This window comes from Candidatus Mesenet endosymbiont of Phosphuga atrata (genome assembly GCF_964020175.1).
In the GTDB taxonomy this organism is placed as follows: domain Bacteria; phylum Pseudomonadota; class Alphaproteobacteria; order Rickettsiales; family Anaplasmataceae; genus Mesenet.
This window is the reverse complement of the sequence record NZ_OZ026541.1, coordinates 341679-354674: the sequence shown is the minus strand read 5'-3', so window position 1 is coordinate 354674 and position 12996 is coordinate 341679. Positions and strand designations below refer to the sequence as shown.

Annotated in this window: 13 protein-coding genes; 7 read left to right on the top strand and 6 right to left on the bottom strand. The window is 31.2% G+C overall.

Annotated elements, in window-relative coordinates; all coding sequences use genetic code 11:
* Positions 1 to 41 precede the first annotated feature (41 nt).
* Together AACL09_RS01730 and hisS are read right to left on the bottom strand one after the other, a co-directional pair.
* Complete coding sequence (locus tag AACL09_RS01730; RefSeq protein WP_339048425.1) at positions 42 to 1250, bottom strand: MFS transporter; 1209 nt, start codon at positions 1248 to 1250, stop codon at positions 42 to 44.
* Between the two features lie 67 nt (positions 1251 to 1317).
* Positions 1318 to 2565 (bottom strand): histidine--tRNA ligase, encoded by a 1248-nt coding sequence (gene hisS, locus AACL09_RS01725; protein ID WP_339048423.1) that lies wholly within the window; start codon positions 2563 to 2565, stop codon positions 1318 to 1320.
* Positions 2566 to 2701: 136 nt separating this feature from the next.
* Between hisS and secF the strand changes: the two genes are divergently transcribed.
* The 4 genes from secF to AACL09_RS01705 all read left to right on the top strand — a co-directional run bounded on the left by secF (position 2702) and on the right by AACL09_RS01705 (position 7982).
* The gene (gene secF / locus AACL09_RS01720) at positions 2702 to 3589 is read left to right on the top strand and encodes a protein translocase subunit SecF (protein ID WP_339048421.1); all 888 of its coding nucleotides are present in this window, start codon (positions 2702 to 2704) and stop codon (positions 3587 to 3589) included.
* 109 nt (positions 3590 to 3698) lie between these two features.
* Complete coding sequence (locus AACL09_RS01715; RefSeq protein ID WP_339048419.1) at positions 3699 to 6002, top strand: ankyrin repeat domain-containing protein; 2304 nt, start codon at positions 3699 to 3701, stop codon at positions 6000 to 6002.
* 70 nt (positions 6003 to 6072) lie between these two features.
* Positions 6073 to 6372, top strand: a complete 300-nt coding sequence (gene secG, locus AACL09_RS01710; RefSeq protein ID WP_339048417.1) for a preprotein translocase subunit SecG — start codon at positions 6073 to 6075, stop codon at positions 6370 to 6372.
* Complete coding sequence (locus tag AACL09_RS01705; RefSeq protein ID WP_339048415.1) at positions 6369 to 7982, top strand: CTP synthase; 1614 nt, start codon at positions 6369 to 6371, stop codon at positions 7980 to 7982. The genes secG and AACL09_RS01705 overlap by 4 nt, the downstream gene beginning before the upstream one ends.
* A 151-nt stretch (positions 7983 to 8133) precedes the next feature.
* Here AACL09_RS01705 and AACL09_RS01700 read toward each other — a convergent pair whose 3' ends face one another.
* From AACL09_RS01700 to AACL09_RS01690, 3 genes are read right to left on the bottom strand one after another with little or no spacing between them, the layout of a single operon-like run.
* A complete protein-coding gene (locus AACL09_RS01700) occupies positions 8134 to 8370 on the bottom strand; it encodes a hypothetical protein (RefSeq protein WP_339048413.1) in 237 nt (78 codons plus the stop codon).
* A 60-nt stretch (positions 8371 to 8430) separates the two neighbouring features.
* Complete coding sequence (locus AACL09_RS01695) at positions 8431 to 9036, bottom strand: Maf family nucleotide pyrophosphatase (protein WP_339048411.1); 606 nt, start codon at positions 9034 to 9036, stop codon at positions 8431 to 8433.
* Positions 9023 to 9280: a translation initiation factor IF-1 gene (locus AACL09_RS01690; RefSeq protein WP_339048409.1), complete on the bottom strand. Its 258-nt coding sequence runs from the start codon at positions 9278 to 9280 to the stop codon at positions 9023 to 9025. Before AACL09_RS01690 ends, AACL09_RS01695 begins: the two co-directional genes overlap by 14 nt.
* Positions 9281 to 9356: 76 nt before the next feature.
* On the opposite strand from AACL09_RS01690, the gene AACL09_RS01685 reads away from it, so the two are divergent.
* Positions 9357 to 9650: a hypothetical protein gene (locus AACL09_RS01685; RefSeq protein WP_339048407.1), complete on the top strand. Its 294-nt coding sequence runs from the start codon at positions 9357 to 9359 to the stop codon at positions 9648 to 9650.
* Here AACL09_RS01685 and AACL09_RS01680 read toward each other — a convergent pair.
* Complete coding sequence (locus tag AACL09_RS01680; protein WP_339048405.1) at positions 9640 to 11460, bottom strand: hypothetical protein; 1821 nt, start codon at positions 11458 to 11460, stop codon at positions 9640 to 9642. The two genes, AACL09_RS01685 and AACL09_RS01680, sit on opposite strands and share 11 nt — an antisense overlap.
* Before the next feature lie 167 nt (positions 11461 to 11627).
* Here AACL09_RS01680 and AACL09_RS01675 point away from each other — a divergent pair, with 167 nt between their 5' ends.
* Together AACL09_RS01675 and AACL09_RS01670 are read left to right on the top strand one after the other, a co-directional pair.
* Positions 11628 to 12245 carry a YgjP-like metallopeptidase domain-containing protein gene (locus AACL09_RS01675; RefSeq protein WP_339048403.1) on the top strand — a complete coding sequence of 206 codons (618 nt, stop codon included), beginning with the start codon at positions 11628 to 11630 and terminating at the stop codon, positions 12243 to 12245.
* On the top strand, positions 12245 to 12955 hold the full coding sequence (locus AACL09_RS01670; RefSeq protein WP_339048401.1) for a uroporphyrinogen-III synthase: 711 nt from the start codon (positions 12245 to 12247) through the stop codon (positions 12953 to 12955). Before AACL09_RS01675 ends, AACL09_RS01670 begins: the two co-directional genes overlap by 1 nt.
* The last annotated feature ends 41 nt before the right edge of the window (positions 12956 to 12996 follow it).

The following is a 12996-nucleotide window of genomic DNA, read 5'->3' as shown; positions in this document are numbered from 1 at the left end:
ATTAATTATTTAATAAAAATATTCTAAGTCAAGCAAATATTTTAAGAAGGAATGCTATTTTTTTCTTTATATCTTAGCCATAAAAATCCAATTACCGCTATTATTAAGCCTATAGGTATTATGGAAATTGATTTTATAAGTGCAACAGATTCGCTACCATTACTATAGAATCCTATAATCTCTGACATTAATGTATGGAAAAAATAGCCAAAAAACATAACCACCATATTACTAATAGCTGTAGCAATGGCTACCATACTACTACTTGCATAACTTATAGCTTTGCATGTAGCTACAACTTGGTATGCAGATGCCCCACCAATGAGCAGCAGAAGTATGCCTATAACATAAATATTACAGTAGGTACTCAAAAGTAACGTGAAGCTTATGGCCATTAAGACTGCGCAAGATATTACTATTTCGTAATGTTTTGTTGGCTTCTTTTCCAATATATAAGCAAGTAATGAAAGACCAAAACACATGCCGATAAATATTAATGAAGGCAAAAACGAAGCTAAATCCGCACTAATATTGTAAACTTTAATTAAAAAAGTTGTTGCCCAGCCATCTGCAAATCCCTCTAAAGGACCAACCATCAGTCCTCCAAAGAAACTAACAAGTAAGATATATTTATTACAAATTAAATTTTTCATTTCCCTAAATCCAACATTAGTCTGTTCATTGTTGGAAGTAATTACGTTACTTTTAGGTATAAGGAATAACATAGCACAAGCGAGAAAACAGCCTAAAGCTATAAATGTTATAAATACATAATCCCATCCAAATTTATTAAGTAGTAAATGCAGGGGCAAGCCACCATACATTGCTCCAAGTAGACCGATAGTAATAGAAAAACTTACCATTTTTGCAAATTTTTCCTGACTATAATACATGCTTATTACTTTAAAAAGTCCAATTGCAGAAGCAGAGGAACCTATGCCAACTATAATTCTACCAAAATTGCAATAAGCCCATGATTCAAAGAGTAATGGAACTGTTCCTAAAAATGTTAAAATCACACAAACTGATAATACAAATTTTGGGCCAAATCTATCTAAAAGAATGCCAACTGGTATGTGTGCTAAAGTATATCCTACATAATATAAACCAGAAAATTGACCTATACCAGAAGTGTCTATTTGAAATCTATCTATTAGTTCTGACCCAATTATATTGGGAATTACGCGCAGTATATATTGATATGCATAGAATAATGATACCAATAGCCATATTAAAAAATTTTTCTGCAAAATAAAAACTGAATTAATTACAGTAAGTTAATTTAATATAGTTCAATAATAAGTACAAGATTTTTATCTAAAGCTTAAACTGAGCAAGAGCTTGTTCAATATTACCTAAATCTATTTTTTGTTCTTCTTGCGTATCCATATTCTTTAATTTTATTTTTTTATCTGATAGCTCCTCATCACCAAAAATTAATGAAACGCAAGCATTGATTTTGTTTGCATAACTCATACGCTGCTTTGTCTTATCACCATATTCCCAAACGATGTAATACCCATTTTGACGTAACTTAAAAGCAAGCGAAGCAGCATATTTTTCTGCATAATTTCCAATAGGAATGAGTGCTATTGGTCTTACGTACTTATGTTTGTAATCTATAAGTTCAATAATTCTTTCAACCCCACCAGCAAAACCAATTGCTGGCGTTTTGTTACCGCCCATTGCAGCAATCAGTCCATCGTATCTACCACCTGCCAATACTGCTCCCTGTGCTCCTAAATCTTTGGTAGTAAATTCAAATACAGTGTGACAATAATAATCAAGTCCACGTACTAGTTTAGTATTAATTGAGTATGGTATTTTAAGATTTTCTAGCCCATTTAAAACCTCATCAAAAAACTTGCGTGAGCATTCTGTATAAAAATTGTCAATATTAGGTGCATGCAAGAGTAATTCCTTGTCTTTATCATCTTTAGAATCAAGTATACGCAAAGGGTTAATCTCTAATCTTTTTCTACTAATTTCAGATAAATCATTCTTATATTTATTTAAATATTCTATAAGTGCTGATCTATAGGCTTTGATAGTTTCGTTATCACCTAAAGAATTTATCTCTAACCTTATTTTATCGTTCAGTCCAAGTTTATCTAATATGTGATATCCAAGTGCTATTATTTCCGTGTCTGCTTGTGGTTCTTTGCTACCAAAAGACTCAAAATTAATTTGATGGAATTGCCGCTGCCTACATTTTTGTGGCCTTTCATAGCGGAAAATTGGACCTGTCGAAAATAATTTAATTGGAGGTTGCAGCCTTTTACTTATAAATAATCTCGCTATTGCTGCTGTAAATTCTGGACGTAAAGTTATGCTCTCACCTCCCTTATCATCAAAAGTATACATCTCTTTCATGATAACATCTGAAGTTTCACCCAATGCCTTAGTGAAAATTTCAGTGAATTCAAATATTGGTGTGTCTACCGGTAAAAAACCATACAAATAAGAAATATCTTTTGCTACTTTTTGAACATACCTTAATTTAAAGTATTCATCAGGTAATAAATCTTTGGTACCCCTGACTTTTTGTAGCTTATTATCTTTCATATGTTACAGTAACTTTAAGAATAAGCTAATGCTACTAATATTTTTTTTGTAGGTAAACTCTATAAATCAAATCTCAAAATAAATTGAATTCCTTTTTAAAATTATTAAATATAATAATTTATTTTAGCGTATCTCAATGGCTCTTCGCTTAATTCCAGATAATGTTAACATAAATTTTATTCAGTACGGAAAAGTTACACTTCTATTGAGTGGTATACTCACTATTTTATTACCACTTTTTATCTTTATATACGGTATTAATTTAGGAGTTGATTTTACCGGTGGGATTCTTATGGAAGTAAAATCGGAAGAGAATTTTTCCATTGCTGATGTAAATAAACAATTAATAGAGAAGGGGTTTACTGGCTTTACAGCTCAGAATTTAAAATCCAATCATATGGTAATACGCTTTAAAGATGATCGAGATATAAGTAATGAAGTTCTGATAAAAAAAATAAAGGAAGCATTAGAAGAAAAACTAAAAGGTATAACATATCGAAAAATAGATTATGTTGGTCCACAGGTTAGCTCCAAGCAGATAGTAAAAGGAGTGATATCTATAGTAACAGCCTTAATTGGAATATTTTTTTATATTTGGTTTCGTTTTAATTGGCAATTTAGTTTAGGTAGTACTATTGCTCTAGTTCATGACGTAGTTTTGGTGCTATGGTTTATAAGTATTACAAATATAGAATTTAACCTTTCTTCAATAGCAGCGCTTTTAACAGTAATTGGCTATTCTATTAATGATTCAGTAATAATATATGACAGAATTAGAGAAAATTTGAAGAAGTTAAAAAACAAACCTTTGCAGGAGATCATTAATACTAGCATAAACAGCACGTTATCACGTACGGTTCTAACCTCTGGCACAACACTACTTGCCTCTATTCCACTGATGCTTATCTGCACCGGAACTGTTAAGGATTTTAGCACTATTATATTTTTTGGTGTTTTAGCTGGTACTTACTCTTCAATATTCATATCCGCTCCTGTGTTAATCTATAATAAAAAACCTTGTTAAAATCTTAAATCCTATCTTTATAAGATTTTAAAAACGAAAATTTGTAAAAATTAAGTTGCATTTTTATGCCAATACTGTACTAAAAAAGTGATTTCTATAGGGGGATAAGATGTTGAGATCAGGATGGCAGTTAAATGACGATAGCATAATCCAAAACCTTGAGAACCTAGAAGCGATACTAGATGAAAATGATATTACAATTCCAGATTTTGAGGATCTTAAGGCCATATTAAGTGAGGATAGTTTTATAAATCAAGATCTTGAAGTAAAATCAAATGAAGTAGATAATCAAAGTTCTACATCTTTTGTTAATGACCAGACTACGCAACCTCAAGATAAAGAATCACAAAACAGTATTATAGATAAAGCAGAACCTGGTTCTAGTGATATATTACAACAAGCTCTTGCAGTTGTCTTTGACAGTGATACTGATAACCTCCAAGAAGGCAGTGCCACTCAAGCCTCAAGCAATCTTGCAACAGTACTGGAAGAGAAAGATATTACAAGCCTAGACCCTGAAGCTATATTAGATGAAAATGATATTACAATTCCAGACTTTCAAGACCTTGAGGCGATATTAGGTGAGAATGATATCGTCCAAGCTCCGAATGACTTTAGTGCAATGCCAAATGATGGTAACGCTATAAGCCTTATTACTGAAGCTCTTGATAATGCTAAGGGCATCAATGAAATAGCTAATCAAAGTTCTATACCTTCTACCTGTAATAAATCTATACAGACTCAAAACGAAGAATCACAAGATAGTATTGCAAAGTTTGATTTAAAAAAGAGATTAGAAGAAGTTTCACTATTTACCTGCAGGAGATGCAGTGCAAAAATCAAAACCATTTTGGGCTATGATACTGTAAATTTGCTATCTGCTATTGAGGATGAAAATTTTAAAGTAACACAGAAGCCGCCAAATGCTTCTATCGAGAGTAAAAATTTAAAGAAAACAAAAGGCTCAATATATTCTGCTATTGAAAATGGAGACATAAAAGCAGTAGTAGAGTTGCTACATTGTGGAGTTGATATAGATGAGAAAGATAGTAATGGCTTAATACCATTATATATTGCTGTCAAATACAGTGGTATAGATATAGTAAATGCATTACTAAAATTTAATCCCGATATAGAGTTACGTAATCATTACGGTAGTACACCATTACATGGTGCAATCAGATATAGTAATTCAGATATAGTAGATGCATTATTAAAATTTAATCCTAATGTAGAATCACGTGATAATTACGGTAATACACCATTACATATTGCTGTTAGTAGAATGCATATTAAAGCAGTCAAGTTGTTATTAGCCCATGGGGCCAACTCAAATGCACAAGATAGTAGTGGTAACACAGTGTTACATAAAATTATTAATTCCAAAAACGGCAAGGCAATATTCTGCCTGAAACAATTTTTAGCAAATAAAAACACTAATTTAAACATTAAAAATAATAGAGGAGAAAGCTTTATAAATGCAGTATTAAATAGATTTAAGATACTGAATCAAATTGGTAAAGAAAAATTTAGTCAATGTTTAAGATTAGTGGCGGAGCACTATTATAGACTAAATGATGAAAGCAAATTGATCATTCGCAGCGACAGTGAGTTTAATACTATTATAGAAAGATATAGAGACGAGGCCCAACAAGCATATAATAGTGTCTTTAACAGTCTAAAATCATGTAATGATAGAGCGGGAATGGTTCAAGTATTACAATCACATAAGTTTAAAATAAATAACAAAAATGCGGATGGTTATACATTATTACACATAGCTGTATCAGAGTCTCTTAGTTTAGCAAGAATAAAAATGCTATTAGATATTAATATCGATGTAGATTTGCAAAATAATCGTGGCAATACAGCATTGCATATTGCTGCCAATAGTGACAAAAAATTAGCAATAACAAAAGTATTGTTAAGTTATGGTGCCAATGCAAATTTGCAAAATGTCAGCGGACAAACACCATTACATATTGCGGCTGCCCGTAGTAGCTTAAGTACTTTAGGGGTATTGTTAAATTTCAGCGATATTGATCCTAATAAACAAGATATGCTTGGTAATACAGCACTGCATAATGCACTTAGAAGTAAAATATCGTTCCGTACTGTAGAGTTACTTTTAAAGAATGATAAAGTTAGTTTAAATATTAAAAACAAAGAGGGACAATGTTTTACAAGTATAATACTGGATAAATTCAAAGAACAAAATAAGGAACAAAAAGATTTAGTAAAACTATTAGCAAAATGCTATGATAGATTAAGTGATGAAAGTAAGTTGATTATTAAAAGTGATAGGAAATTTTATGCTGTTGTAGAAGAGCATAGAAAAAAGTTTATTCTGTATAATATTTTAAGTCAACCTAGTTCATCAAGCTTTGCAAATGAATTTTTAAATATAGCTTAAACAAAAAAAGTGGTTTAAATTGACATTATTATACTACTCACTATAGTTAAATAATATCTGTTTTTAAATTATGGTTTTAGAAATATTGCAGATAGTACTGGTTATTATTTTAGTAATATTAGTGCTACTACAATCACCAGGTACCAGTTCATTAAGTGGTTTTGGTGGTTCACAGCAAAACTCCATTTTTTCCGTTAATTCTTCTTCTAGTGTAGCAAGCAAGCTTACAGTTATAGTAGTAGCAGCATTTATGATAAATACATTGTTATTAGCTGGTTTGCGTGTACGGGATGCAAAAAAGCAATCAATTGCAGAAGAAATAGAGAGGGAAAGTCAAGCAGAGTCTGTTATTCCTTTTGAAAATGAATGACTAATTTTATTTTCGTAACTGGTGGAGTTGTATCTTCATTAGGAAAAGGTCTTGCTGCGGCAAGTATAGGGGCTTTGTTACAAGCATATGGCTTTAAGGTTTGTCTTAGGAAGTTTGATCCATATTTAAATATTGATCCAGGTACGATGAATCCAACTCAGCATGGTGAGGTATTTGTTACAGATGATGGGACAGAAGCAGATCTAGATCTTGGCCATTATGAGCGTTTTACCGGGATAAAAACAACAAAAGATGATAGTATTACTACTGGTAAGATATATTGTACCTTATTAAAAAAAGAAAGGCGTGGGGACTATCTTGGTAAAACTGTTCAGGTCATTCCACATGTGACAGATCTAATCAAAGATTTTATTTTAAATAATACAGATGAATTAGATTTTGTTATATGTGAGACAGGGGGGACTGTAGGCGATATAGAAATCCAGCCCTTTTTAGAAGCAATACGTCAAATTAGCTACGAGCTAAGCAAACAGAAAGTGATATGTATACACTTAACATTAGTACCTTATATTTCTGCAGCAAAAGAGCTAAAGACTAAGCCTACTCAACATTCAGTGAAGGAATTGAATTCTGCTGGAATACAGCCTGATATAATATTATGTCGTAGTGAAAAAGTAATTCCAGAAGAACAGCGTAAAAAAATAGCAAACTTTTGCAATGTTAAATTAATAAATGTAATTACTGCTATTGAAGTAAGTAATATATACGAAGTGCCTATAATATATCATAGATATGGATTAGACACGCAAATATTGCGGCATTTTAATATAAAATTCCCTAAGCCAGAACTCAAAAAATGGTATGAAATTCTAGATTTAATTAAGAATACGGTTCAGGTGGTTACCATTGCAATTGTGGGGAAATATACTAATTTTCCAGATGCTTATAAATCATTGATGGAAGCATTGATTCATGGAGCAATCTATCATAAAGTTAAAGTGAGTATTAAATGGGTAAATTCCAGAAAATTAAGCGAACATAGTATCAAGCGTCTACATAACTGTGATGCGGTTTTAGTACCAGGTGGTTTTGGTGATGATGGAATAGAGGGTAAAATTGCAGCCATAAATTTTGCTCGTATAAATAATATACCGTTTTTTGGGATATGCCTTGGTATGCAGCTTGCAATTATTGAATTTGCTCGCAATCTTGCTAAGATAGAAGATGCACATTCTACAGAATTCTTTAATTGTAAGAATCCTATTGTGCATCTTTTTGCAAAACAAGGAAATGAAAAAGAAATAAACAGTGACCTTGGAGGTACTATGAGGCTTGGAGCGTATGGTTGCCATCTGAGACCTGATTCTAAGATAATTGGTATATACAAAAAAGATACAATTGAAGAAAGACGTAGGCATAGATATAGTATCAATCCTGACTATGAAGGCATCTTAGAGAAAAATGGTTTAGTGCTTAGTGGTAGATCAACAGATGAAGGTTTACTGGAGGTTATAGAGCTAAGCAATCATCCATGGTTTATTGGCGTACAATTTCATCCTGAATTTAAATCTAGGCCATTCCTTCCTCATCCTTTATTTACATCTTTTATTAAGGCTGCTATAGATAGGAAACAATCTAAAATTATTTAAGCGATGTATTACAATTAAAGTTAAATCTTATCAAATGAACATTACCTACAATATTAGAGTTATCCACAAGATATTTAAACTTAACTAAAATATCACTTTATAAGAAGGGTATACTCTTAAATTTATGAACATTTTTTCTAAATCTTCTTTTTTACCTTACTTTTTGTAGGCAATCATCGTTGTAGCATATGGTGTTTAATTCTTCAATGGAATTAATTGGACCGTCTTTATTAAAGTTATCTATAATATCTCTTAAACTTAAGTTGTTATAACTAATTAAACTAACTTCATATAAATCTCCATTCTTTGCATGATGAAAATAATTATTGATTGGTAGAGTTGCATAGCCTTCTTCGTTATAATTAATACATTGATCTTCAAAATACATAAGTTCCTCTCATCTTAAAGGATATAGTATAATAAATTATTTACTATATTCTATAAAAATTTAAAGTTTTTGTATATCTACAATGCTATCTTCCAGTAATCCATATTGACTTAATAAACAATAAGTTTCATATAGGGGCAACCCAATAGCAGAAAAGTATGACCCTCGCAGCCATAATATAAACATCCCTGTTATACCTTGTAGGTTGCATCCTCCTGCTTTACCGTTCCATTGACTTGACAGTAAGTAATTGCTTATTTCTTGCTCAGTTAAACGTTTAAATTTTATTATCGTCATAGTACTTTTAACATGCACACTATCATTTGGTGTTAGCAAACAAATAGTAGTGTAGACTCTATGTCTCCTCCCTGATAACAGACGTATACATTTTTCTGCTTCTTGTTTAGTTTCTGTTTTTGGCAATACTCTTCTTCCGCATGAAACAACTGTATCAGCACTTAGTATAAAGTAATCAGAATATGACTTTCTTACTGCATGTACTTTACTTTGCGCCATGCGAATTGAATATTGCTTTGGCAATGCTTTCTTGTTAAGTGACTCATCTATATCTGGCGATACAATTAGTCCAGGAGATACATTTATTTGATTTAGTAAATCTAAACGCTGCTTTGAAGATGACGCAAGTATTAAATTACTTATTTTCACTGACGTTCTTCAACCTCCGCACAATACGTCCTTTTATGTCTTTTATATTACTGCAAGCAGTACTTACTTCAACTAAAACCCTATCACCAACTGAAATATTAATTTTTCTTTGTGATGATTGCCGCATTCTATTTGCAAGAAAAACAGTTAACTCATGGCCATTACTGAGCTTGACTTTAAAATTTGCATCAGGTAATGCAGCAGTGATTACACCTTCAAATTCTATAAGACCTTTCTTTAACACATCTTTACAAACTTAATAAAACACAAAGTTTAGAGAATATACACAATATTACAATAAATTCTTGTTTAAAAGCTCCATGAAACTTTTCATGGAGTTTTTTTATTCCTATATTACCTTTTTATTTTTACTATCACATTCTAATACTTCTATATCATTATCTAAACTAGATGATGGAGATCCAATTGGTGTAATCACTATAAATGACTCATCATTTTCTTCTGGTAGTCGTGAACCATTGAGATTAGCAAAATCTATGTGTCCAGGGTTACCTACTGGACTTGAAGATCTACTTGAGTGTGGCGTTGGTGATGGAGTATTAGGTATGCTCCAGTTTTCTCCTGAACATAGATCTATATTTTTTAAGTTTTGATCTGTATTAAAAAAAATGTATGTTGAGAGGGGCAAGCTGCACCAATCAATGGACTTGCAGGCCTGGTTGAGCACTGTGATTGTGGTGGAGCACTAGGCCTTGGAGAACTAGATAGATTATTTTCTTTCCCTGTAATTCTATTCATCTTTTCCTGCATAGCTTGAATACAAGCTTCAACTGGCTGTGTATCATTTGTTGATACTTGATATAATTTTTTATTTGCTACTAATGCTGACACACGATCAAAGTTGATTGATTGTATTTTAAAAGAACTAGCTTCTAATCTACCTTTAGACAAATTTTGTGCTTCTGAGTTACTTGTGATGTCAATACGAGAATGTGAGCTTTGGCCATCACACTCAACACCATCCTCATCATCTATATCTGCAGAACCCCGTGAGATTAATTGTGGATTTATTGTTTCACCAGTATAAATCCCTTGTGAACTATTAATTGGCACCAAATGCATAGCCATAGTTAAATAGCTTTTCTGGTCAGCTTGCTTTATTATTCTGCCACAAACACTTGACGCTGCCTGCTGATATGTCGATTCTGTTATTTCAGTAACTTGAGTAGTATCATCAGCTGCATATATATAATCACTATCTCTAAATGAAGATTTATAAAATATCATGTTGTGATGATATTCATCACGGCCTTCTTTGGTCATCTTGTATACATAAGGTTCTTCAGTAGCTTTAAAAGCCATTCTGATAAAAAAGTTTTGAGTGTAATTAAAAACGTGTTTTGGTGCTTTACATTCTAATTTTAATCTTGCATGTTCTTTTTGCTCTGGAGATGGGTTAGTATTTTGATGATCTTCTGCTAAAAAAATGTGACTGTGGAATTCAGGTGTATAATTATCACGCATAGTAATTTCTTCTATTCTATGTCTTTCCTTAATTACCTCAAGATACCCTTGCAAAAAATGATCAAGCGTCTTAGTTACTCCATTTTCATCTTTAATCTTTATGTTAGATGAGTTATAATCTTCCTCTTCAGAAAGGCATGCTGGATGTACATGAGAAAAAAAGTTTTTACTAGTTCTATCCGTGTGATCGTTGCCATTCCAATCTATCCCTAATCTATGATCATTATCTCCTAAATCCTCGTTTCTTTCTAATTGCACAGCTCTAAAACGTGATTGTTCAACTTTTAATTTTGAGCTTATCGCCGAAGTAAGAAATTCATAATTATACTTTTGAGCTATTTCTGGGCTTATTATAGACTTAAGCAGCTCAAAGAAAGGCAATTTTTGCTTTTCTTGTGCAGTATAATCTAGTTGTGGTGGATTAGTTATAAATCCATTTATTCTTTCAATTTCTCCACTTATGCTATCTCTTATAGATGGTATGATTTTTTCCAATTCATCACATCCTCGTATAGTGCCATTATCTTTGTGAAAAAGAGGAAGTAGTGTATTATTCTTTAAAAATGAAAAAAGATCCATATTTTTATTAGAATATAAATATAGCTCTCGGTTTTCAAAAGCATCTTTAAAAAATTTAGGAACACCTTTGAGTAAAACATCTAATTTTGAATTGAGAATTTCTAACATTCTTTCACGTCTTTTATTCTCTTTAGGTTCTAAATTAACTGTGTAATGATATAGTTCATACAAAGAATATACATGTAAATTTATACTCTCATCTTTGTTTATTTTGCTCTTTTCTAATGCTTTATTTAATGTTTCTATTAAAGCCTTTAAGCCACAATTATCTTCATATTGATATTGTTTTTGTAAATCAGTCAAGTGCGTTACAAGGTTATATCCTTCATTATTAACGATTTTCACCATTTTATCTCTCATGTATAATTATTAAAAAATTATACATTTATAAAAAAACATTTTCAAGCTTAATTTTACAATAATATATTCTATAATGAGCATTTTATCGATATATGTACATCTTTCACAGGAAAAACATTATTCATTTTTCCTTGTTTTTTTCGTCAAATCAGAAAGAACTATCTATTATGATAGATCATAATATGAAAACTGTTGTTGTTATTGCACCAGCTCAGACTTCTCTTGCACTAATAAAATATAAGATCAAAAAGAATTCAAGATTTATCATAAAGAAACAGAAATATCTACAATTACTCCTATCTCACAATACTAACTCTAATGAAGGCAAATATATATATCTTGGAAAAAGATATGCAGCCTATAGAGTTAAGTCTTGCTTTGAGTTTGTAAAGCTTTATCGTGGAGTAATATACGTCTACACTAAACATCCATTAAATAAGAAGAAAGTTAAAGCCTTGCTAAACACATGGTGCAAAGAGCGTGCTCATATCAAACTTGCTCAAAGATTAAATGATTGCCTGCTTAATTTTAATATTACTCAAGAAGCAAAATTATATCATGTTAACTTAAAGGTATTATATCTAAAAAACAAATTTTTTTATTACAATCCGCAAAACTATATTTTATTACTAAATATTGCATTGATAAAATTACCGACTTTTTTTGTTAATTACGTTATATATTATGCATTATTTACTATTTCTAATGCAGCTCAAAGCTATTGTATAGCTTATCAGTTACTTCAAAATATAATGCCTAGAAATGTAATATTAATGAGGAATTAATGGCCTTACTGCTAACCCGTCCTTTACTAGATTCTAAAAAAACAAAAAGCATACTAGAAAAATATGGTTATAAAGTACATATTGAACCAATGTTTAAAATAAAATACCTAGAAACTAAACTTGCACAAGATTTCGATGTTATAGTATCTACCAGTAGTAATAGCATTAGAGCTTTAAGTAAAATATCTCAGAAAAGAAATTACCCAATTATCACTGTTGGCAACAGTACTATGAAAATTGCAAAAGAGCTTGGATTTGCAAATGTAGCATCAGCAAACGGTAATGTAAGCGATTTAATATTGTATATTAAAGAACATTATTCGCAAGAGCTTAAATTTTTATATGTAAGGGGCAAAGAAATATCGTTCAATTTCAAGAAAGTGCTAACTGAAAAAGGATTTACTGTAGAGGAGACAATATTATATGAATCTATTAGCAGAAAAAAATTAACAGAAAAATGTAAGAAATTTTTATTAACAAATCTTATAAGAGAAGCTCCCTTTTTCTCTGCTAGAACAGCAAAAATATTTTGTTCTTTAGTAGAGAAAAGTAATCTGCTTGATCATATTAGAAATACAACGGCATGTAGTATGAGTGAGAAGATAACAGGAAATTTAGCTCATTACCATTGGAAAAACATTGTTACCTCTAACCAACCAACGCAGGAAAGTATGCTAGATTGTATTATTAAATTAAAAAAAGAACATTAGAACCCGTCTCCAAATTTACCGACCTAGTTTGAAGACAGGTT

Coding starts and splice junctions, on each gene's coding strand:
- hisS (WP_339048423.1), bottom strand. CDS start 2,565: ATGAAAGATAATAAGCTACAAAAAGTCAGGGGTACCAAAGATTTATTA.
- secF (WP_339048421.1), top strand. CDS start 2,702: ATGGCTCTTCGCTTAATTCCAGATAATGTTAACATAAATTTTATTCAG.
- AACL09_RS01715 (WP_339048419.1), top strand. CDS start 3,699: ATGTTGAGATCAGGATGGCAGTTAAATGACGATAGCATAATCCAAAAC.
- secG (WP_339048417.1), top strand. CDS start 6,073: ATGGTTTTAGAAATATTGCAGATAGTACTGGTTATTATTTTAGTAATA.
- AACL09_RS01705 (WP_339048415.1), top strand. CDS start 6,369: ATGACTAATTTTATTTTCGTAACTGGTGGAGTTGTATCTTCATTAGGA.
- AACL09_RS01700 (WP_339048413.1), bottom strand. CDS start 8,370: ATGTATTTTGAAGATCAATGTATTAATTATAACGAAGAAGGCTATGCA.
- AACL09_RS01685 (WP_339048407.1), top strand. CDS start 9,357: ATGAAACTTTTCATGGAGTTTTTTTATTCCTATATTACCTTTTTATTT.
- AACL09_RS01680 (WP_339048405.1), bottom strand. CDS start 11,460: ATGAGAGATAAAATGGTGAAAATCGTTAATAATGAAGGATATAACCTT.
- AACL09_RS01675 (WP_339048403.1), top strand. CDS start 11,628: ATGATAGATCATAATATGAAAACTGTTGTTGTTATTGCACCAGCTCAG.
- AACL09_RS01670 (WP_339048401.1), top strand. CDS start 12,245: ATGGCCTTACTGCTAACCCGTCCTTTACTAGATTCTAAAAAAACAAAA.